The organism is Bdellovibrio bacteriovorus HD100 (genome assembly GCF_000196175.1).
GTDB lineage: Bacteria > Bdellovibrionota > Bdellovibrionia > Bdellovibrionales > Bdellovibrionaceae > Bdellovibrio > Bdellovibrio bacteriovorus.
This window is the reverse complement of sequence record NC_005363.1, coordinates 1,230,657-1,250,028: the sequence shown is the minus strand read 5'-3', so window position 1 is coordinate 1,250,028 and position 19,372 is coordinate 1,230,657. Positions and strand designations below refer to the sequence as shown.

Sequence of the window (19,372 nt, the reverse complement as noted above, 5' to 3'; positions counted from 1 at the left end):
CACGAAAGTGATGGTTGCTCAGGCTTCAGATCAAAATAGATTCGGATCTCGAGAGAAAATCGCTACTTCTTGCCCGTTCCCAGCTTACTGTCCAGCTTCGACAGGAAACTTGCCACTAAATCCTCGCGTTCTTGCCCGACCACAGGTCGAGCTCCCAGAGGGAATTCTGTGTAAAGCTCTTTAGGAAGCTCCAGCAGGAATCGTGAAGGCGCCACCGGACGAACCGCGCCGTTCTTCTTGCGCTGCTGACAGCGCGACATCACCAGACGCTTTTTTGCGCGGGTCACGCCCACATAAAACAAACGACGTTCTTCATCGATGTCAGATCCCAGATTCTTGTGCGGCAGAAGGTCTTCTTCAAGGCCCGCCAAAATCACCACCGGGAACTCCAGGCCCTTGGAGGCGTGCAAGGTCATCAGCTGAACTTTGTTTTCCAGTTCCTCTTCGGACAGATCATCCCGCAAAAGCATGCAATCCACGAAGGATTTGATGTTTTCAACGTCATAAGAACGACGGCCCAGGAATGAATCCAGGATGCGTCCCAGAATCTCGACGACCATCCATTTTTTTTCGGCACTGGTGGGGTCCGCGGCCGTTCCATAAACGTATTCGCGGTAACCAATGTCCTGGAAAATCTGAACCATCTTCGCCCCTGGCGAAGAACCCACCTGGAAATCGAGGATGTTTTTCGGAAGATTTTCAATGAACATCATCAAATCATCAATGGCGGCGCCGGCTTTGTCCTGCACTCCCGCTTCCTGCCAGAAACGGCAGGCATCGACGAAGTTGATGCGTTTTTTCAGTGCAAATTCACTCAATTTCTCGATGGAAGTGTCACCAATCCCGCGCGAAGGCACATTGATGATACGGCGAAGGGACACTTCATTCGGAGCCAAAGCCTGCTTCAGATAAGCCATCAGGTCCTTGATCTCGCGACGGTCAAAGATCGAAGTGCCCCCTGAGATATGATAGGGCACGTTCGCACGACGCAACGAGGACTCAATCAAGCCTCCTTGCGTATTGGAACGATAAAGCACGGCCATGTCCTTGTAGGAATAACCCTGTCTTTGGAAATTCAAAATCTCAGTGACGACGAATTCACATTCGTCCTCTTCACGATCCAAAATAAACAATTCCGGCAACTGACCGGTGTCTTCCGCAACCTGCGGACGCAGGATCTTGCCGTGACGGTTTTTATTCTTGGAAATCGCCGCATTCGCCACCGCCAGAATTTCAGCGGAAGAACGATAGTTGCGCTCAAGCTTGATCACTTCACACGGTGTGAATTCCTGGGGGAAGTTCAGGATGTTCTTCACTTCCGCCCCACGCCAGCCGTAAATCGACTGATCGTCGTCCCCCACCACCGCGATGTTGTTGTGGCTTTTCACGATCTGCGCGATCAGATCCATCTGCAGACGATTGGTGTCCTGGAACTCATCGACCATCACTTGCGTGAACATGCCCTGCACTTTTTCCAGGATTTCAGGATTTTCTTTAAACAACGTAATAGGCTTGATCAAAAGCCCCTCGAAATCCACAACCCCCAGATGCTCCAGGCGTTTGGTGAATTTCGGAGTCAGGACTTCCACCATCTCGTGATATTCGTCAAAGGCTTCCGTCTGCGGGGCCATGCCCGTGCGACGGTCATTGATCATGTTCAGGATCTTGTCGGCATCGAACTTGTCTTTGCCCGAGTTTTTGATGTCTTTGATCAGATCTTTGACGATGGCATTACAGTCACTTTGATCAACAATGCCGAAATACGGGGAAAGCCCCGCATGCTTGTGGAATCGGCGCAAAATCTGCAATCCGAACGAGTGGAAGGTCCCCGCCCACATGCCCGAGCCGGAGCTTCCCAGCTTTGCACCCACGCGATGTTTCAACTCGCGCGCGGCTTTGTTGGTAAAAGTAAGCACGCAGATTTCCTGAGCCTGTGCCACACGCTCTGAAATCAGTCGTCCTGTCCTGGAAACCAGAACCGTCGTTTTGCCTGAACCGGCACCCGCCAAAATCAACAAAGGCCCGAAGTTGTGCTTCACGGCCTTTTGTTGTTCGGGGTTAAGCCCCTTAAACCAATCCATTAATTTTCGATTCTATAAAAAATTACTGACGGTTATGGATCAAAGTACGAACTTCGTCTTCGAACACAACTTCAATTTTATCAGTCATAGCGTCCTTGATGAAGCCCAGGCCGAACTTAGGATGTTGCAGCTTGGTGTTCTTTTCGAACTTGCCCTTCATGCTGTAAGTCGCCGTCGCCGCGCCGTCGTTCGACATCAGCATGTCGTATTCATTGCGGTGGCTGGACTTGCGGGAGCTCATGGTCTGCTCACGTTTTTTCGCCGCTGCACCTGTCAAAGGCTTGCCGGTTTTAGTCTGAGCTTTAGGAAGAGAATACGTCTTTTGAGAACCGCAGATCTCGCACTTGATCTTTGCGGAAGTCGCCGAAGTGTGAGCCAGGACAACGTGGTATCTGTCGGCATCACATTTTTTACAGAACGCAAAAAAAGACTTCGCGACCGGTGGCAGGGTATTCATGGACATGTATATCTTCCTATCTAGTATTGTTGTTTCAAACTATAAATCATCAATTGTTCGTCGAGCTTCTTTTGGGCAATCTCCCCTGCACTCAGGTAGAAAGGGCCCTCTCCGCGCTCAATGCGCTGCTGGAAGTTCAACATACTCACTTCCTGTTTCGGATCGATGAACGTGCCCGTCGGTCCGTAGTTTTCCAGAAAGGCCAGATCCGGTTCCTTGTTAAAGAACTTTTCCCAGCACTGGGTATTTACCTGTACGCGGTAAGTAATAGTTTTAGCATGAGAATGCACCGGAGCGTAAGCCCCAATTACCTCTAAATGACCATAATGCGAGTGCAGCTTCAAAGCCGGACTCCCCCACTGGGTCATCCCGGAGCATTGCTCCACGTTGGCGTACCAAAGACCAAAGGCCTTGGACAAGAAACCCAGACCGTAAAACTGCTCCTCTTTCGGCAACAGTGAGTTCACAGAGCACAGATTGTGCGCCACCCACTCGCCCTTATGCATCGTCGGGATGATGATAAACAGGGACAAGGGTATCCAGTCCATGTCATCCAGGGACTCAACCTCTTTTAGAACCCCGGAGGATTTGATCGGAGAAAGGCTGGCCGGGAACTTTTTGGGGTCCAGCGCCTCACGCGCCGCCTTAGAAAGGGCCGAAGGACGAGCCGCAAAGCCCGCCACAAACCCTGGCATCACCGCGCAGTCATAAAAGACCCAGCGAGGCATGGCCATGTTTGACGGCCCGAAGGCCCGCTCTTCCAAAGAGTAAATACGATCGGCAAACGCCAGTTCTTTCACATCCAGAGGGTTTTTGAAGACGGGAGACTGAGTGAACCAGTCATTGCGATGCACAGAACCCGGCTGAGCGATCTGATTTTCGGGACGAACAAACACATAGGGTCTGATGTCGTCACGATTCATCCAGTCCGCTTTTGCCAATAGTGGGTTCATATTTCTCCAAATTCTGTTGCTGCTTCAGCTTGCGCGCCTGCCGGCGCTTCAGCTCTGCCGGCTAGAGCCGAGCTTCAGCTTATGCGCCCGCTGGCTGGAGCCGAGCTTCAGCTCACGCTCTATCGGCTGGGGCCGACCATGTTTTCCGGTTTTACTATCTTATCAAATTCTTCGCCAGAGAGCAGTCCAAGATTGATGGCTTCTTCGCGCAGTGTTGTGCCGTTTTTATGGGCAGTTTTGGCAATTTTGGCTGCGTTGTCATAGCCAATGTGAGGATTCAGTGCCGTCACCAGCATCAAAGACTGCTCCAGATGCTTCTGAATCTGTTTACGGTTGGCTTCAATGCCCACCACACAGTGATCGGTGAAGGATTCTGCCGCGTCCGCCAACAGGCGCACGGAATTCAGAACATTGAACACAATCACGGGCTTAAACACGTTCAGCTCAAAATGCCCCGTCGCCCCGCCAATTGTGGCGGCCACGTGATTTCCCATCACCTGGGCACAGACCATGGTCATAGCCTCGCTCTGGGTGGGATTCACTTTGCCCGGCATGATGGAGCTTCCCGGTTCATTTTCGGGCAAATGAAGCTCCCCGATCCCGCAGCGCGGGCCGGAACCCAGCAGGCGGATGTCGTTCGCAATTTTCATCAGGGACACCGCGACCGAGTTCAGCGCCCCGCTGACTTCCACCAAAGCGTCATGGGCCGCCAGGGCTTCAAACTTGTTTTCAGCCGAAACAAAGGCAATCCCCGTCTCGCGAGCGATTTCCGCAGCGGCTTCAACCGCAAATTTCGGATGCGTGTTCAAACCCGTTCCCACCGCCGTCCCGCCCAATGCCAGCTCGTACAGATGCGGCAAGGTGTTTTTCACGCGCTGGATGGAGTGTTTCACCTGGGTGCTGTAACCGGAAAACTCCTGCCCCAGGGTCAGGGGGGTTGCATCCATCAAATGGGTGCGACCGATTTTCACGATGTCTTTAAATTCTTTCTGTTTGTTTTCCAGAGCTTTGTGCAGCTTTTCCAGCATCGGAATCAGGCGATGATGAATCTGCTCGCCCACAGCAATGTGCATGGCGGTGGGGAAAGTGTCATTCGAAGACTGGCCCTTGTTCACATCATCATTGGGATGAACTTCCTTGCTGGGAAGTTTGATGCCCATCATGTCCATCGCACGATTGGCGATAACTTCGTTGGCATTCATGTTGGTCTGTGTGCCTGAACCCGTCTGCCACACCACCAGCGGGAAATGGGCGTCGAGTTTGCCGACGATCACTTCATCGGCGGCTTTCACGATGACCGAGGCTTTTTTCGGATCAAGCAGACCCAGTTTTTCGTTGGTGATAGCGGCGGACTTCTTCAAGACACCCAAGGCCCGGATCATCTCGCGCGGGAAACGATCGCCCCCGATGCGGAAGTTTTCTGTGGACCTTTGGGTCTGTGCTCCCCAGAACTTGTCTGCGGGAACTTTCACTTCACCCATGGTGTCTTTTTCGATTCTGAATCCGCCCTCTGCCATCACTACACTCCTTTGCGAGCGACCTGGCCGACATGGGCCTGATCTGTGGGATAAATCACGAGTTCTTGAATGTTCACATGGGCCGGTCTGGCTGCGCACCAAGCGACCGTCTCGGCGATATCCTGAGCCGACAGCGGAGTCATGCCTTCATAGACCTTGTCGGCCTTGGCCTGATCCCCCAGGCGAACCACGGAAAATTCCGTGTTCACCATGCCCGGTTCAATGTTGGTGACACGCACCTTGGTGCCCAGCAAATCCATGCGCAGTCCTTCAGACAATGCACGCACAGCAAACTTGGTAGCGCAGTAAACTCCACCGCCTGGATAAGTCCAGCGACCCGCCACCGAGCCTAAATTTATAATATGACCGGAATTCTTTTTCACCATGTGTTCCACCACGGCGCGGGTCATGAACAACAGGCCTTTGATGTTGGTGTCGATCATGACCTCCCAATCATCCAAAGAGGCGTCCTGCATTTTTTCAACTCCACGAGCCAGGCCTGCGTTGTTGACCAGAATTTCCACCTCAGAAATTTCAGTCTTGTGAGCTTTGACGAATTCACTGACCTCGAAACGGTCGGACACGTCAAAACAAGCCAGCTTCACCTGAGTCTTGGGATGACGGGCTTTGATGGCTTTTTCCAGCTCTTGCAGTTTTTCATAGCGTCTGCCAGTCACGAAAATATCAAATCCTTGCGCTGCCAGCGCCTCGGCCGTTGCCCAGCCAATTCCCGAACTTGCCCCAGTAATCAAAGCCCACTTCGCCATCATTTCACCTCACCCCAAAACGATAGCAGCCCCCCTCTGGAAGGGCACCCCCACAAGCCAAATAACGCAATGCTTCGGAAAAAGTAAGCAGGTACCTTTTAGGGGGAATTCTGGTAGTTTCGCGGGCTATGAAATGTCCTTGTGGTTCTGAGAAAAATTATTCTGAATGTTGTGGTGTTTATCACTCTGGTAAAGCTTTGGCGCCGACGGCCGAAGCCTTGATGCGCGCTCGTTACAGCGCTTTTGCCAAGAATCAAATGGAGTACCTGCAGGATACGACAGATCCTCAGACTTTGGATCAAATCGACGAAGAGGCCAACCGTGAGTGGGCGGAACGTGCGAAGTTCCTGAAGCTTGAGATTATTCACGCCGAAGAAAAGGGCACCAAAGGCACCGTCGAGTTCAAAGCCTACTACAACGTCGATGATGAAGACTTCATCCATCACGAAGTCAGCCTGTTCCGCAAACAAGCGGGCGAATGGTTCTTCAAATCCGGAAAAATCAAAGCGGAGAAAACCAAATGAAGTACTGGCTGATGAAATCAGAACCGGATGTCTTTTCTTTGGATCAACTGAAGAAAGACAAAACGACCTGGTGGACCGGTGTGCGCAACTATCAGGCGCGCAACTTCATGATGAAAGACATGCAAGTCGGCGACGAAGTGCTGTTCTATCACTCCAACGCCACTCCTCCAGGAGTGGCTGGCATTGCTCGTATCAGCAAGGTGGCCGAGCCGGACAAAGAGCAGTTCGATAAAAAATCTGAATATTTTGACCCGAAAGCCACCAAAGAAAAACCAATCTGGTTCTGTGTGCAGGTGGAATATGTGGCGCACTTTAAAAACTATATCAGTCTGCCTGAGCTGCGCGACAACGCAAAACTGGCTGACATGCTGGTTTTGCAAAAAGGCTCCCGCCTTTCCATTCAGCCTGTTGAAAAAAAGCATTTTGATATTCTGACCAAACTGGGCGGCGCTTAGGAATGAAACTGTTTCTGGCTCCGATGGAAGGCGTTGTCGACTGGGTGATGCGTGATACTCTCACGCGTCTGGGCGGCATTGATCAGTGCGTGACCGAATTTTTGCGTGTCACCGACCGTCTGCATCCGGAAAGTGTTTTCTATAAAAACTGCCCCGAACTGAAAACCGGATCGCGCACCCGCTGGGGCACGCCGGTGTTTGTGCAGCTTTTGGGAGGCCAGGCCGAACCTTTGGCTTTGAATGCCCAGCGCGCAGTGAAACTGGGCGCCCTAGGTGTGGATCTTAATTTCGGCTGCCCGGCAAAAACCGTGAATCGTCATGATGGCGGCGCGAGCCTTTTGAAATCCTGCGATCGCGTGTTTAACATTGTCGACACTGTTCGCAAGGCTGTTCCCGCGGATGTTCCAGTGACGGCGAAAATCCGTCTGGGCTTTGACGATCCGACCAAGTGTCTGGAAATCGCCCAGGCCGTGGAAGAAGCCAATGCCACCTGGCTGACGGTTCACTGCCGCACCAAAACTGATGGTTATAAACCACCGGCTTACTGGGACTGGATCCCGAAGATCAAAGAAAAGACCAAAATAAAGCTTATCGCCAACGGTGAAATCTGGAATGTGGCGGACTTCAACCGCTGCGTGGAAGTCACCCAGTGCGAAGACTATATGATCGGCCGCGGAGTCATGAGCAATCCGTTCATCTTTAGCCAGATCAAACAAAGCCTGAATCAACAGCCCGTGGAAGACATGAGCTGGGAACGCGCCCGCCCCCTGCTGCCGCAGTTCTTTGAATCCAGCACTTTGTACATCAACGACTACTTTGCCGTGTCCCGCTCCAAACAATGGCTCAAAGCCCTGTCCCTGAAAAATCAGGAAGCCAAGGCGATCTTTGATGAAATCAAGGTTCTTAAAAAACCAACAGAGTTCAAAGCCAAACTGCACGCCTTGTGCGGTGTCGATCACTTGAGCGAAGGATAGTTCTTTCGATAAAATTCTTTACGGGCCGGAGCGAGTTTTTCCTGGTCCTCAATGCTGAGCCAGCGGTCCACCCCTTTTTCAAATTTTTCCAGCAGTGCTCTGTTTTGCAAAACCTGATCGATATCCGCGATGACTTTGGCTCCCCACGGAGTTTTAGGACAAGCCACCACGACCTCCACACGGGCTGCATTTTCAGTCACCGGGATATGCACGACCTCGTTGTTCTTCCCATCCAGCAGTTTGTTGTAATAGACCGCTTCAAAGGGATATCCCAAGGTGTACTGAATCCGATTGGAATGAAGCATTTTGTGCACACGAAGGCTGGTCGCGATGGTGATAACCTGCGGGTTTTTCTGATAGTTGTTCTTAATCAGCACATCATCAATACCAACGCCGTAAAGTCTTCCCACCCCGAGCTTCCAGTCTTTTTTATCATCCAGGAACTTTTGCAATGAATAGGGCGCCAGATTTCTGACCTCCACCAGCCGACTTTTTGGCAGAAGAATCCCATTGGCAGGAATCACAAAGACCGGCCTTGAAAAATAAAACAGCTTGGACCACTCCGGCGTATCCAGCCAGCCCGCATTACACACCGGAGCTTTGGCTTCGGCCTCTTTCAAAACCCGGGGGACCGTGCCCTCGATGGTCTTGTGGGTGTACTGGGGAAGCTTCCGACGAAGTTCACTCTCTACGTTATCCAGCAGCCCCCGCCCTTTAAATGGGCCGCTAAAAATAAAAATGGGCGGATCATCCCAACGGATCCATGTGATGTCCTCGGCCCATGCCAATGGGCAAAACATATTAACAGCAAGGAAGAACAACACTGTCATTTTTTTCATCAAGGCCTCAGGCCTTTACGATAGCTCAGTCTGAGGGGGCAGGATAAATGTATTTCGAACAAGATTCTGCACTGTAGCCAGATAAAACAACCAGGCACCTTTTTATGGGAGGGCGTTGTAGTTGGCGGAGGTGGAGGTGTTGAATTTTTGGATGGCTTCTTTGAAGGCTTCCTGAATTTGTTTGCGTTCGCTGGATGTCAGCGTCACGCCTTTGGCTTCACCCATCAGCAATTTGACACTGCCCTCGTTTAAATTCTGAGTCCGCATGTCCACACCGAAAGTCAGGCCTTTAAGTTTGCGTGGCTCCATCCTTGCCCCCAAGGATTGGCGCAGGATTTTTTCAACCGACTCTCCATGATTGGCCAAAGCGTTGCGGGCCGATACATTCCGCACACCATCCGGAATGAAGGCCAGTCGGTAGGTTCCCGAGTAGTCGGTGTTAGCCAGACCCTTTAAGATGTCCTGCTTTTCAGCCTGATTTAAAGGCTTCACCGCCACGGCCACGCAGTCATCCCCTGAACACAAAGACTTCAACTTCCCTGACGGGACGGCTTTGGTCAAAACATCCTCAAACTGCTTTTTCTGGTCATTGAATTTTTTGGTGACGGCTTTTTCTGCCGCCCGAGTGGTCTCCAGGGCCCGGTTCACGTTGGAAGAAGAAGCCAACGCTTCAGCCGTGCCTTTTAAGTTCGCTGAACCCAGCCCGATAATGTCCACCGACAAACCACCCTGATCTGCTGCATTCAGATGGGCAATCTCCCGCTTGGCGATATAAATCCCCGGTGAAAACTCATCTGTCGCAGTCACATAAGACTGCAATTTTTTGACGGTGCCGGTTGAAATGTCACTTAAAGCATAGCGGTTTTTCAAGGCCTGCTGCACCTGGGCCGTATCCCCTTTGCCTTTACGGACGATATCAAACACGTCCTGATCGAAAGTCTTTCCATCCACCATGCCGGTGCCAGCGACTTCCGTGCGCAGCTCTTGGCGTTGCTTTTCAAGGGAATTGATTTTCTGTTGCATCGTGGTCTTCAAACCATCCTTGCGGAAGCTCTGAACTTCGTTCTTGTCCAACTGACGGGAGTAGCGGGCCGCCATATTGGCCTCATCAGCCGAATTGCCAATGCCAGCGCGGAACCAGTCTTCTGTTTTGGTGTCGGGCTTCAGGGCGCCTGACTCTTTCAGCTTTTTGTTGAATTCAGCATTGGTTTTGTCAAAAACCTTTTCCAACTGCTCTTCAATGTCCTTGGGGACTTTGCCTGAAAAAGCAAAACGCGAGGACTTGAAATCAGAGTACTTATCAATGACCAGCCCCGGGTTAGCAGCTTCCAGTGCCTTGATATTATCAAACAACAATTCCTTGTGATAATTCGTCAACCCCGTCACAAGGTTTTTGTCCTTTAAAATGTCATTCAGATATTTCATCTGGCTGTTTTCCACATCCAGGAATGTCACGTTGGTATCCGCACCTTTTTCAGCACGGGCAATCCAAGCGGTGTTCTGCTCTACACTGGTCGGAGAATAGCTTATGTAACGGCCGGTAAGTTCACTGCGGGAAACCTTCCCCGCCCCAACCGCTACTTCAGTTCCAGCCTGAATCTCTTTTTCAGCCTTGATCATTCGGCCCGCGGCTGTGGCGGCTCGAGCCCCTTTTACGAAGTAGCCTGCCAGCAGTGTCGGATCAACGATCGTGCCGATGGCGTAACACTCCAGCTCTTCCCGGGCCAAAGCGTTGTAGCACATGTAGCGGCCATACTGTTCTTTAATTTTGGAACCGGCGATGTTCATCAGGTTTTCAAGCTTCTGATTCTGATCAGAGGTCATTGCGGTGTCGTCACGAGCGCGCTCGGCAATCGGCACATAAGGCTTGGGGCGCACGCGCTCCAGCGACGACCTGTAAGCTTTCATATCCTGAGCCTGCACATACAAAAACGACGCAGGCAGTTTGTTGATTTCTTCATCAGAAAGTTTGTTGTAGCGATGATCGTCTTTCACCAGATCTTTTTTGCAGGACAACGAGGTGTTGCATTGCTTGAGGAACGCCGCCCGTTCACGGTTGTTCTTCTTGAGGGACTCCCAACTGTCCTCGACAAGACCCGCCAGCGAAACGGTCATGTCTTTCAAAGAGATTCCCAGATCGACCATCGCGTTTTTATATCCCCGCAAACAGGCCAGCGCTTTTTTCTGTGCGTATTCTTTTTGCTCCTGGCATTGCGAAGCCAGATCGCACTTGCGCATCAGTGGCGCCCAGTCCGGATGCTCTTCTGAAAGTTTGGCGCAGTTTTGGGATTTGACTTCAAGTTCGCAGTTCCACTGCAATTGGGTCTGCAGTTTCTTTACCTGATCAGAACAGTGGGACTGCTGAATGCAAGCCATCGCCAAAGCCACCTCGGGTGCGGCTTTTCCCGGACCAGCCCAGACTATTGTTAAGATGATGACAATTATGTGAAGACCCAACTCATATTCCTCACCTGTCTTTTCGGAATATGGGGTCTTGGTCAAAAGCCGATCAAAAAATTCTCATTTTGAGTCGGCAAGTTTGGTATCACCCGTTAAGGCTAGAACAATTTCTGGAAAATCCAGTACGGGCTTCGGCTTTTTATCAACTGCATTTTATACGTCTGAGCGATCCACTTCATGGTCTGCTCTGAGAAAAATACGACATGAGTCGTATCCCGGCGATAGTGCCAGTCATGGAAAACCGCTTCACCTCTGTGAGCGGAAGTCATCACTCCCAGCAATCCCCCCGGCTTCAAAAGGCGCAGAATGCGTTCGATTTCGGTACGAGGATTATACAAGTGCTCCCACACTTCCGTGCTGGTCACCAGATGATAGGTTTTGCGCAACTCATCCTGATTCGGACGATAGTACAAATCATAATCGTGAGTTTTAAATCCACGCAGATTCAAAAGCTGTGAAAGCAGCGCCGTCGGACCACAACCGAAATCCAATGACGTCAGTGACGAACCCATGACACCCGCAGCTTTGAAGTGTTCTTCAATGCTGTTGATAAGGGGTTCGAAGAACGCCAGATACCCAGGGCTGCTGTGATTTTCGTGTTCATCATAGCGCTGTTTTTCTTCCTGCGGCCCAAGACGCTCTGCGGGGTCCATAAAGATCAAATCACACTCTGCGCAATGAAAATAGCTGCGGGCTGGCTTTTTATCCACTTTGAAGGGCGCAGAATGAGGAGAATGGCAGAGCAGGCAGTTCATCTTAGATGAAACCTTGTCTCCCCCACCTACCTATGTCAAAAAGAATTATGGCAAAAGTATTAATCTACAAGAAAATCCCTTGTCCTTACTGCGATCGCGCGATGCACCTCATGGATGACCGAGGCATCGACTATGACGTGGTGGATCTGACCGATAAACCTGAAGAAATTGAAAGAATCAAAACCGAAACCGGCTGGAGAACTGTGCCGATCATCATGATCAACGGCAAATTGATCGGCGGCTATACGGATTTGAAAGCCTTGGACGAAGAAGGCAAACTGATGCCCCTGCTGCAAGAGTAGGATTATTGTCGAAGCTCCGTGCGCAGACTCATCTCCACGGGGCCTTCAAAGAATTTCGTCACACCCTCGATCATTTCATCAATGGTGCGAGCCTTCGCACAAACACCCACCAGAGTGTTTCCAAACGGCAGCCACACACTTGTGGTGCGAACATAGAAGCGCACTTTGCGCATAGCCAGATCTTCCCCGAAATAAAAACGACAGCGATCAATCAATCGCAACAAACATTTGCCGTACTCGGCGCCCTCTTCTTCCGAAGTGCGAGGGGCTTTCTGACCTTCTTTACCTGCGGGGGGCGCAAAACCCAGCTCTTCACCCAGTTGCCACATCATCCACGGGCGCGCGGCAAGACCACGACCCGCCATCGCCATGTCACAACCGGTTTCTTTCAGCATGTTGATGGCGTCGTCATAGGTTTGTACGTCGCCATTGCCGATGACCGGGAAATCGACCGCTTTATGAAGTTGTTTGATCTGCTCCCAATCAGCATTACCACGGCGTTTTTGCGCCGCTGTTCGCGGATGCAGACACACCCAGGCGGCGCCCGACTGACGAAGACCCGACACGAACGTCAAAAGTTCGTCGAACTCTTTCGTGCTGCCGACAGCGCGCAACTTCACACTGACAGGCACGGTGGAATTTTTGACGGTCATGCGCACCACTTCGGCGGCATAGGCCGGGTCCCCCATCAACGCCACACCATAATTGTGCTTCAGCGCTTTTTGCACCGGGCAGCCCATGTTGATGTCGATGGCTTCAGCGCCCCACTCCACCAGGCGTTTCACGCTTTCAGCAATGGCATCTTCTTCGTTACCAAGGATCTGTGGCACCAAGCCCGGCTCATAAGCGGCGCGCATGGTTTCAGGGGTTTTTTCAAGATTTTCGCCAGGAATACGGCGGGAATTCAACATCTCGGTCGGCCAGATGGTGTAAGCCTCGGCCGGAAGATAATCGCGCATGACTTCGCGCAAAGCCACGTGAGTCAGGCCCACCATCGGGGCCAGACACAACGGGAAGTTCACTTTACCGTCCAGAACCGGACGATGCAGCCCCAGTTTCACAGTCTTATTTTACAGGAGCGCCGACGAATTCTGGCGCGTATTTTTTGATGGCTTCATAGCCACCGAACAACAAACCAGAGAAGAACAAGTCTCCGTAGATCTGGTTGTCAAAGAACGGGATGCCCGCAACCAGACACTGCACCAGACCGTTGAAGGTCGGAGCATACATTGTGCCCATCGCCCAAACACCAAAGTTGGAGATCAGGAAGAACACAGAGCTTGTCACCAAAGCGGAAGTGCCCACTTTGAAAACGCTTCTTTGATCGCGCAAAGCCCACCCCAGCATCACCACCAAAGTGAAACCCAGGTAGACAAACAACATGGTGTTATGGAAACCCAACGCCAGATCGCTGATAAACAGCGCTGCCAGCGGGATCAACAAAGATTGTTTTTTGGATGGGAAGTAAGCCCCACCAAACAAAGCCATCGCACCAATCGCGGTGAAGTTCCAAGGATGAGGGATCAAACGGCTGAAAGCCGCAACAAGCACCATCAAAATCAGGGTCATCATACGTGTGTTCATGACGCGCAAGCTATCACCGGTTCATGCGATTGTCCACCAGTTCTTGGACCACCGCAGGCTCTGACAAGGTTGTCGTATCCCCCAGTTGATCCGGGTGGTTCTCGGCGATTTTACGCAGGATTCGGCGCATAATCTTGCCAGAACGGGTCTTCGGCAGACGTGGAGCCCACTGAATCAGATCCGGAGTCGCAATCGGCCCGATCTCTTTACGCACGGTCTGAATCAGCTCTTTACGCAGCTCTTCACTGGCCGTTTCACCGGACTTCAAGGTGACAAAGGCATAAATCCCCTGCCCTTTGATATCATGTGGATATCCAACCACGGCGGCTTCAGCCACTTTGTGATGGGCCACAAGCGCTGATTCAATTTCAGCCGTCCCCAGGCGGTGACCGGAAACGTTGATCACGTCATCCACCCGTCCCGTGATCCAGTAATACCCGTCCTGATCGCGACGACAGCCGTCGCCTGTGAAATAGTACCCGGGATAGTTCGAGAAATACGTGTCTTCAAAACGTTCGTGATTGCGATACACCGTGCGCATCTGGCCCGGCCAGGAATCCGCAATCACCAGCACCCCTTCGCCCGGTCCATGGATCTCTTGTCCTTCGTTGGTCAAAAGTTTCGGTTGCACCCCAAAGAACGGTAAAGTTGCAGACCCCGGCTTTTGCGCAATCGCCCCCGGCAGTGGCGTGATCAGAATGCCACCGGTTTCTGTCTGCCACCATGTATCGACAACCGGGCAGCGTCCTTCACCGACCACATCGTGATACCATGCCCAGGCTTCCGGATTGATCGGCTCCCCGACGGACCCCAGCAGGCGCAGGGTTTTTCGCGAGGTGGTTTTCACCGCCGCGTCCCCTTCGCGCATCAAAGAACGAATCGCCGTTGGTGAGGTATAGAATATTGTGACTTTGTGTTTGTCGACCACTTCCCAGAAACGGCTTGGAGTTGGATAGTTCGGCACCCCTTCAAAGAACAAACTTGTCGCCCCATTCGCCAGCGGGCCATACACGATATAGCTATGGCCGGTCACCCAACCCACGTCAGCAGAACACCAGTAGATATCATCTTCGTGATAATCAAAGACATACTGGTGGGTCATGCTGGCATACACCAGATATCCCCCCGTGGTGTGCATCACCCCTTTGGGTTTTCCTGTGGAACCGGAAGTGTAAAGAATAAACAAAGGATCTTCCGCGTCCATGGGTTCTGGTTCACACTGGTCGCTGACGGTTTTGACTTCTTCGTGATACCAAAGATCACGGCCCGGCTTCATGTCCACCGTCGTGCCCGCATATTTCACCACCAGAACTTTTTGCACGTCCGGAGTTTTCACAAGTGCTTTATCGATATTTTCTTTTAACGCCACCACTTTGCTGCCGCGGAAGCCGGCATCACCGGTGATCACAAACCGGCACTGCCCGTCCAAAATACGATCTGAGATGGAATCCGGAGAAAAACCGGCAAACACCACCGAATGAACCGCCCCGATGCGCGCACAGGCCAGCATCGCCACGGCTGTATCCGGAATCATCGGCATATAGATCGTCACCACATCGCCTTTTTTCACGCCCATTTTTTTCAGGACATTGGCGAAGCGGCACACTTCCAGATGCAGTTCTTTGTAAGTGATTTTGCGTGAAGGTGTGGATGGATTGTCGGCTTCCCACAGCAGGGCTGTTTTGTCGCCGCGGGTTTTTAAATGACGGTCCACGCAATTGTAGGACACATTCATTTTTCCACCCAAGTACCATTTGATGCTAACGGGTTTCTTGAAACTGACTTCTTTGACCTTATCCCACTTTTTGATCCAGTCCAGGCGCTCGGCTTGCTCGGCCCAAAAGGCTTCGTTGTCTTGAATGGAGCGCTCATACATGGCTTTGTATTTGGCTTCATCAATCCAGGCTTTTTTCGCCACCTCGGAATTCACGGGATAAAGTTCTTTGTGCATAGTCACCTCATTCTCAATCGTAAATCAACTGAGAATGAGGTCAAACGTTAACGCCCAGGAAAGTATTTAAAAGTGTTAATTAAGCGCCTGTTGCACAATAATAAGTCCGCCCAGAAGCAATACGAATATCCCGAAGGCCGGCTTTAAACGCGCCTCAGAAGTGTGCTGCGACCAGTAGGAACCAACAAAAATTCCCGCCACGGCCAGCGCACCAACCTTCAAAAGCAAAACGAAGTCCATCGGTGTGCGGGCCCAAAGATCACCAAAGAACCCCAACATTGAATTGGCAGCAATCACCCCCAAAGAAGTGCCCACAGCCACCTTCATGCGAAGCCCCGACATGCGCACCAACGAAGGCACAATCAGAAAGCCACCACCAGCCCCCACAAAGCCTGTCACGGCCCCGACACCCAAGGCTTTCAAAGCAAACGCAGCGGGAGCCACCGGCCCCTGCGCCGAAGAAGCTCTTGGCAACAACATCGCCAAAGCGGCCATCACCATGACCACGGCAAAGGAACTTAAAATCACAACTTCTTTGTTAAACAAAACCGGCCCCCAAACCCACTGATCTGGAATGGCGGGCAGCAGCCAGCGACGCACCAAGAGCACACCGACAAAAGAAGGCACCGCAAAATAAACACCGGCTTTGACATCCACCTGTCCCTGACGAAAATTCCGGGCAAAGCCGATCAGGCTCGACACCCCCACCACGAACAACGAATAAGTCGTGGCCAAAGATGGTGGCAGTGAAAAGAAGTATACAAACAACGGAACCGCCAGAATCGCACCGCCTCCGCCCAGAAGACCTAACGACACTCCGACCAGACTGGCACCTAAATAACCCAACAGTTCCATAAAAAACACCTCACCCTTTCACAGTAAAGCGGGCGTACAGGCGATACAGCCCCATTCCCGCAAGCATCGCGATCACAAAATAGATTGCCATCTCCTGACCGGCTCCAGCAGACGTCAGCGCCGGACCCGGGCAAAATCCGCCCAAGCCCCAGCCCAAACCGAACAAAGCACTTCCGACCACCAGGGGCCGGGTGACTTCCTTGGACGCCGGCACGTGCCACTGAGTGTCCAACAAAGGTGTGCGATGCCCTTTCATCCAACGGTAACTCAGCATATGAACCGGGATGGCTCCGATCATGACAAACATAAGTGACGGATCCCAGCCCTCACCCAGCTGCAGAAAACCAATGACCTTCTGGGGCTGAGTCATGCCGGAAACTCCCAGCCCAATCGCAAAGATCAAGCCCACCACAAAAGCGGCCGCGGTTTGTTTCATGGATGTTTTATTCATATCAGCCTCCCACCAGTGCCTTAAAGAGTGTTGCCGTCAGCATTCCCAAAATCATGAACGTCGCGGTGGCCACCAGCGAGCGCACAGAAAAGCGCGCTATTCCGCAAACGCCATGGCCACTGGTGCAACCACTGCCCATCACCGTGCCAAACCCCACGATCAAACCGGCAATCAGCACCACGCCCACGGATCGGCCCGAGGTGTTCACGAACATATCTGGTTGCAAAGCTCCCAACACCAGTCCGCCGATCAATAGCCCCAGGATAAAGGCACCTCGCCACAGATCCTTGCGAACATCGCCGATAAATCCATTCACGATGCCACTGATACCCGTGACCCGACCGTTTAAAATCAACATCAACGAGGCCGCAAGACCAATCAAAGCCCCACCCGCCAACGCCATCAAAATACTGTTCATCATTTTCCTGCTCCTTTAGTCACTGCATATCCCATTTCATTCCAGCGTAACATTCCGCCCACCATGTTGTAGGTGCTGGTGAATCCCATCTCTTCACTGAGAAGTGTCGTCTGCCCTGATCTTGCCCCACTCCGACAAACAAAGACAATATTCTCGGACGGGTTCAGGGTTTTCAAAAAATCCAGCAGTTCAGGGCCGAGCGGGCGCAGCTCGGTGCCCGCAATATGCCCCAGCTCCCCGGTGTATTCTTCGGGGGTGCGCACATCCACCAGACGGAATTCGTTCATTCTTTCTTTCAGTTGTTCACAGCTTATTTCACGCATAGCAGTCCTCGCTTATTTGGCTTCACAGGACTTCATCCTAAGGCTATCCTCGGTCTGGGTGTTATGCCCGGGAACATAAAGAAAAACCTTTTCTTATGTCCGAGGACATAACTCAGGGCAGGCCTTTGTTCTATAATGAACCATAGCCAGAAACCTGAGACAGGCTTTCAGCAGGAGGTATTCCATGAAACTGCAAATTCAGCACTTCTTTGACAGCGTCACTTCCACCCTGACCTATGTGGTCTATGACCAGGACACACGGGATGCCGTGGTGATTGACCCGGTTTGGGATTACGATCCAGCGTCTGGAAAACTTTCTACAAAGTCCATGGACCCCGTGGTGGCGTTTGTAAAAGAGATGAAACTGCATCCTCACTATGTCATGGAAACCCATGCCCATGCGGATCACCTGTCCAGCTCTCAGCTTTTTAAAAACTTCTTCCCGGACATCAAGGTCGCCATCGGCGAACGCATCACCGAAGTGCAAAAGGTGTTCAAGAAGGTCTTCAATATGAATGACCTGAACACCTCGGGCTCTGACTTTGACATCCTGCTAAAAGAAGGCGAAGTCCTGCAGGCGGGATCGCTGAAAATCAAAACCTTGTTCACTCCGGGCCACACGCCTGCGTGCGCGTCTTATCTGATTGAGGATGCGATCTTTACCGGGGATGCGCTGTTTATGCCTGATTCCGGCACGGGCCGCTGCGACTTCCCGGCGGGAAGTGCTGAAAATCTTTACGACTCGGTCACTGGAAAAATTTATTCCCTTCCGGAAAACACCCGGATTTTTGTGGGTCATGACTATCAACCCAACGGCCGCGCTTTGATGTATCAAACCACCGTCAATGAGGAAAAGAACCAGAACATCCAACTGAAGGGTCACACCAGCAAGGAAGACTTTGTGAAGTTTCGCCAAGAGCGTGATGCCACGCTGGCGGCCCCCAAACTGCTTCTACCAAGCATTCAGGTGAATATCCGCGCGGGCCAGCTGCCGGCGGCGGAGGAAAATGGCACACGGTATTTAAAATTACCCCTGCGCCAGTAGGTTCTTTTTATCCAGGATGATGATTTCCCGCCCGCGCTGCTCTATCAGCCCGTCTTCCACGAAGCGGGCCAGAGTGCGGATCACGGTGGGTGTGGTGGTCCCGCAGAAATCGGCGATCTCTTGCCGGGTCCAGGAGTATTCCGGGTGAAGTTCTTTTAAATACACCACCGCTTCGGCAATACGCGCCGGGGCGTCTTTTTCACTCAAGATCAATTGTTTGGCTTCAGCCCGGCGCAGTTCAATCGCCAAAGTCTCCAAAAGCTTTTCCGCGAGGTCACAGTTGCCTTTCATCTGCTGGCGCATTTCGTTTTTATTCATGACCCGAAGGACACTGTCATCAATCACGGTGGCGGTGGCATGATACGGTTCATTGGCAAACAGACTGCGGTGCCCAAAGATCTGGCCCTCGCGAAACAAGCGCACCAGATGATCCTTGCCGGATTCTCCCCACAACCCCAGGCCCACCAGGCCTGATTCGACAAAATAAATATTCTGGGGTGTTTCACCCGCACGATACACCACGTCCCCGCGGCGGAAGTTTTTTGAGACGGCTTGAGAAAACAGATCTTTGAATTCCATACTGGTATTAAATCACAAAACCGGGTTTTGGACATAAAAAAAGCCGGGCTGTTTCCAACCCGGCTTTTAGTTTCAGGAATGA

Annotated in this window: 21 protein-coding genes; 5 read left to right on the top strand and 16 right to left on the bottom strand. The window is 51.9% G+C overall.

The window, feature by feature from the left end; all coding sequences use genetic code 11:
* Positions 1-62 precede the first annotated feature (62 nt).
* The 5 genes from BD_RS05990 to BD_RS05970 form a co-directional block, all read right to left on the bottom strand.
* Positions 63-2,081, bottom strand: a complete 2,019-nt coding sequence (locus BD_RS05990) for an ATP-dependent helicase (RefSeq protein WP_011163817.1) — start codon at positions 2,079-2,081, stop codon at positions 63-65.
* Positions 2,082-2,103: 22 nt separating this feature from the next.
* Positions 2,104-2,544, bottom strand: a complete 441-nt coding sequence (locus BD_RS05985; protein ID WP_011163816.1) for a hypothetical protein — start codon at positions 2,542-2,544, stop codon at positions 2,104-2,106.
* Positions 2,545-2,558: 14 nt separating this feature from the next.
* Positions 2,559-3,491: a hypothetical protein gene (locus tag BD_RS05980; RefSeq protein ID WP_011163815.1), complete on the bottom strand. Its 933-nt coding sequence runs from the start codon at positions 3,489-3,491 to the stop codon at positions 2,559-2,561.
* A gap of 119 nt (positions 3,492-3,610) precedes the next feature.
* Positions 3,611-5,008, bottom strand: a complete 1,398-nt coding sequence (fumC, locus tag BD_RS05975) for a class II fumarate hydratase (RefSeq protein ID WP_041583496.1) — start codon at positions 5,006-5,008, stop codon at positions 3,611-3,613.
* A gap of 2 nt (positions 5,009-5,010) precedes the next feature.
* Positions 5,011-5,778 (bottom strand): SDR family NAD(P)-dependent oxidoreductase, encoded by a 768-nt coding sequence (locus BD_RS05970; protein WP_011163813.1) that lies wholly within the window; start codon positions 5,776-5,778, stop codon positions 5,011-5,013.
* Between the two features lie 125 nt (positions 5,779-5,903).
* Between BD_RS05970 and BD_RS05965 the strand changes: the two genes are divergently transcribed.
* The 3 genes from BD_RS05965 to BD_RS05955 are packed head-to-tail and all read left to right on the top strand — an operon-like array spanning position 5,904 to position 7,728.
* The gene (locus BD_RS05965) at positions 5,904-6,299 is read left to right on the top strand and encodes a YchJ family protein (RefSeq protein WP_011163812.1); all 396 of its coding nucleotides are present in this window, start codon (positions 5,904-5,906) and stop codon (positions 6,297-6,299) included.
* Positions 6,296-6,754 (top strand): EVE domain-containing protein, encoded by a 459-nt coding sequence (locus tag BD_RS05960; RefSeq protein WP_011163811.1) that lies wholly within the window; start codon positions 6,296-6,298, stop codon positions 6,752-6,754. Before BD_RS05965 ends, BD_RS05960 begins: the two co-directional genes overlap by 4 nt.
* Positions 6,755-6,756: 2 nt before the next feature.
* A complete protein-coding gene (locus BD_RS05955) occupies positions 6,757-7,728 on the top strand; it encodes a tRNA dihydrouridine synthase (RefSeq protein ID WP_011163810.1) in 972 nt (323 codons plus the stop codon).
* On the opposite strand, the gene BD_RS05950 is transcribed toward BD_RS05955, so the two are convergent.
* The 3 genes from BD_RS05950 to BD_RS05940 form a co-directional block, all read right to left on the bottom strand.
* A complete protein-coding gene (locus tag BD_RS05950; protein WP_011163809.1) occupies positions 7,710-8,567 on the bottom strand; it encodes a TIGR02285 family protein in 858 nt (285 codons plus the stop codon). The genes BD_RS05955 and BD_RS05950 overlap by 19 nt on opposite strands.
* Before the next feature lie 102 nt (positions 8,568-8,669).
* The gene (locus tag BD_RS05945; protein ID WP_080559023.1) at positions 8,670-10,943 is read right to left on the bottom strand and encodes a hypothetical protein; all 2,274 of its coding nucleotides are present in this window, start codon (positions 10,941-10,943) and stop codon (positions 8,670-8,672) included.
* A 182-nt stretch (positions 10,944-11,125) separates the two neighbouring features.
* Positions 11,126-11,782, bottom strand: a complete 657-nt coding sequence (locus BD_RS05940; protein ID WP_011163807.1) for a class I SAM-dependent methyltransferase — start codon at positions 11,780-11,782, stop codon at positions 11,126-11,128.
* 47 nt (positions 11,783-11,829) lie between these two features.
* On the opposite strand from BD_RS05940, the gene BD_RS05935 reads away from it, so the two are divergent.
* On the top strand, positions 11,830-12,084 hold the full coding sequence (locus tag BD_RS05935; RefSeq protein WP_041583495.1) for a glutaredoxin: 255 nt from the start codon (positions 11,830-11,832) through the stop codon (positions 12,082-12,084).
* Between the two features lie 2 nt (positions 12,085-12,086).
* Here the strand turns inward: BD_RS05935 and BD_RS05930 are convergent, their stop codons facing one another.
* From BD_RS05930 to BD_RS05900, 7 genes are all read right to left on the bottom strand, one after another.
* Complete coding sequence (locus BD_RS05930) at positions 12,087-13,145, bottom strand: tRNA-dihydrouridine synthase family protein (RefSeq protein WP_011163805.1); 1,059 nt, start codon at positions 13,143-13,145, stop codon at positions 12,087-12,089.
* Between the two features lie 4 nt (positions 13,146-13,149).
* On the bottom strand, positions 13,150-13,668 hold the full coding sequence (locus BD_RS05925) for a DUF6580 family putative transport protein (protein ID WP_038451246.1): 519 nt from the start codon (positions 13,666-13,668) through the stop codon (positions 13,150-13,152).
* A gap of 13 nt (positions 13,669-13,681) precedes the next feature.
* The gene (acs, locus tag BD_RS05920) at positions 13,682-15,619 is read right to left on the bottom strand and encodes an acetate--CoA ligase (RefSeq protein ID WP_011163803.1); all 1,938 of its coding nucleotides are present in this window, start codon (positions 15,617-15,619) and stop codon (positions 13,682-13,684) included.
* A gap of 75 nt (positions 15,620-15,694) precedes the next feature.
* Positions 15,695-16,474, bottom strand: coding sequence for a sulfite exporter TauE/SafE family protein (locus BD_RS05915; RefSeq protein WP_011163802.1), 780 nt, complete (start codon positions 16,472-16,474; stop codon positions 15,695-15,697).
* A 10-nt stretch (positions 16,475-16,484) separates the two neighbouring features.
* Positions 16,485-16,925: a DUF6691 family protein gene (locus BD_RS05910; protein WP_011163801.1), complete on the bottom strand. Its 441-nt coding sequence runs from the start codon at positions 16,923-16,925 to the stop codon at positions 16,485-16,487.
* 1 nt (position 16,926) lies between these two features.
* Positions 16,927-17,346, bottom strand: coding sequence for a YeeE/YedE family protein (locus BD_RS05905; RefSeq protein WP_011163800.1), 420 nt, complete (start codon positions 17,344-17,346; stop codon positions 16,927-16,929).
* The gene (locus tag BD_RS05900; RefSeq protein ID WP_011163799.1) at positions 17,343-17,666 is read right to left on the bottom strand and encodes a rhodanese-like domain-containing protein; all 324 of its coding nucleotides are present in this window, start codon (positions 17,664-17,666) and stop codon (positions 17,343-17,345) included. Before BD_RS05900 ends, BD_RS05905 begins: the two co-directional genes overlap by 4 nt.
* Before the next feature lie 184 nt (positions 17,667-17,850).
* Between BD_RS05900 and BD_RS05895 the strand changes: the two genes are divergently transcribed.
* Complete coding sequence (locus BD_RS05895) at positions 17,851-18,711, top strand: MBL fold metallo-hydrolase (RefSeq protein WP_011163798.1); 861 nt, start codon at positions 17,851-17,853, stop codon at positions 18,709-18,711.
* Here the strand turns inward: BD_RS05895 and BD_RS05890 are convergent.
* Positions 18,694-19,290 carry a Crp/Fnr family transcriptional regulator gene (locus BD_RS05890; RefSeq protein ID WP_011163797.1) on the bottom strand — a complete coding sequence of 199 codons (597 nt, stop codon included), beginning with the start codon at positions 19,288-19,290 and terminating at the stop codon, positions 18,694-18,696. The genes BD_RS05895 and BD_RS05890 overlap by 18 nt on opposite strands.
* Between the last annotated feature and the right edge of the window lie 82 nt (positions 19,291-19,372).

Excerpts from the sequence above, each read along its gene's own strand:
- BD_RS05990 (WP_011163817.1), bottom strand. The coding sequence starts at position 2,081 with ATGGATTGGTTTAAGGGGCTTAACCCCGAACAACAAAAGGCCGTGAAG.
- BD_RS05985 (WP_011163816.1), bottom strand. The coding sequence starts at position 2,544 with ATGTCCATGAATACCCTGCCACCGGTCGCGAAGTCTTTTTTTGCGTTC.
- BD_RS05980 (WP_011163815.1), bottom strand. The coding sequence starts at position 3,491 with ATGAACCCACTATTGGCAAAAGCGGACTGGATGAATCGTGACGACATC.
- fumC (WP_041583496.1), bottom strand. The coding sequence starts at position 5,008 with ATGGCAGAGGGCGGATTCAGAATCGAAAAAGACACCATGGGTGAAGTG.
- BD_RS05970 (WP_011163813.1), bottom strand. The coding sequence starts at position 5,778 with ATGATGGCGAAGTGGGCTTTGATTACTGGGGCAAGTTCGGGAATTGGC.
- BD_RS05965 (WP_011163812.1), top strand. The coding sequence starts at position 5,904 with ATGAAATGTCCTTGTGGTTCTGAGAAAAATTATTCTGAATGTTGTGGT.
- BD_RS05960 (WP_011163811.1), top strand. The coding sequence starts at position 6,296 with ATGAAGTACTGGCTGATGAAATCAGAACCGGATGTCTTTTCTTTGGAT.
- BD_RS05955 (WP_011163810.1), top strand. The coding sequence starts at position 6,757 with ATGAAACTGTTTCTGGCTCCGATGGAAGGCGTTGTCGACTGGGTGATG.
- BD_RS05950 (WP_011163809.1), bottom strand. The coding sequence starts at position 8,567 with ATGAAAAAAATGACAGTGTTGTTCTTCCTTGCTGTTAATATGTTTTGC.
- BD_RS05945 (WP_080559023.1), bottom strand. The coding sequence starts at position 10,943 with ATGGCTTGCATTCAGCAGTCCCACTGTTCTGATCAGGTAAAGAAACTG.
- BD_RS05940 (WP_011163807.1), bottom strand. The coding sequence starts at position 11,782 with ATGAACTGCCTGCTCTGCCATTCTCCTCATTCTGCGCCCTTCAAAGTG.
- BD_RS05935 (WP_041583495.1), top strand. The coding sequence starts at position 11,830 with ATGGCAAAAGTATTAATCTACAAGAAAATCCCTTGTCCTTACTGCGAT.
- BD_RS05925 (WP_038451246.1), bottom strand. The coding sequence starts at position 13,668 with ATGAACACACGTATGATGACCCTGATTTTGATGGTGCTTGTTGCGGCT.
- acs (WP_011163803.1), bottom strand. The coding sequence starts at position 15,619 with ATGCACAAAGAACTTTATCCCGTGAATTCCGAGGTGGCGAAAAAAGCC.
- BD_RS05915 (WP_011163802.1), bottom strand. The coding sequence starts at position 16,474 with ATGGAACTGTTGGGTTATTTAGGTGCCAGTCTGGTCGGAGTGTCGTTA.
- BD_RS05910 (WP_011163801.1), bottom strand. The coding sequence starts at position 16,925 with ATGAATAAAACATCCATGAAACAAACCGCGGCCGCTTTTGTGGTGGGC.
- BD_RS05905 (WP_011163800.1), bottom strand. The coding sequence starts at position 17,346 with ATGATGAACAGTATTTTGATGGCGTTGGCGGGTGGGGCTTTGATTGGT.
- BD_RS05900 (WP_011163799.1), bottom strand. The coding sequence starts at position 17,666 with ATGCGTGAAATAAGCTGTGAACAACTGAAAGAAAGAATGAACGAATTC.
- BD_RS05895 (WP_011163798.1), top strand. The coding sequence starts at position 17,851 with ATGAAACTGCAAATTCAGCACTTCTTTGACAGCGTCACTTCCACCCTG.
- BD_RS05890 (WP_011163797.1), bottom strand. The coding sequence starts at position 19,290 with ATGGAATTCAAAGATCTGTTTTCTCAAGCCGTCTCAAAAAACTTCCGC.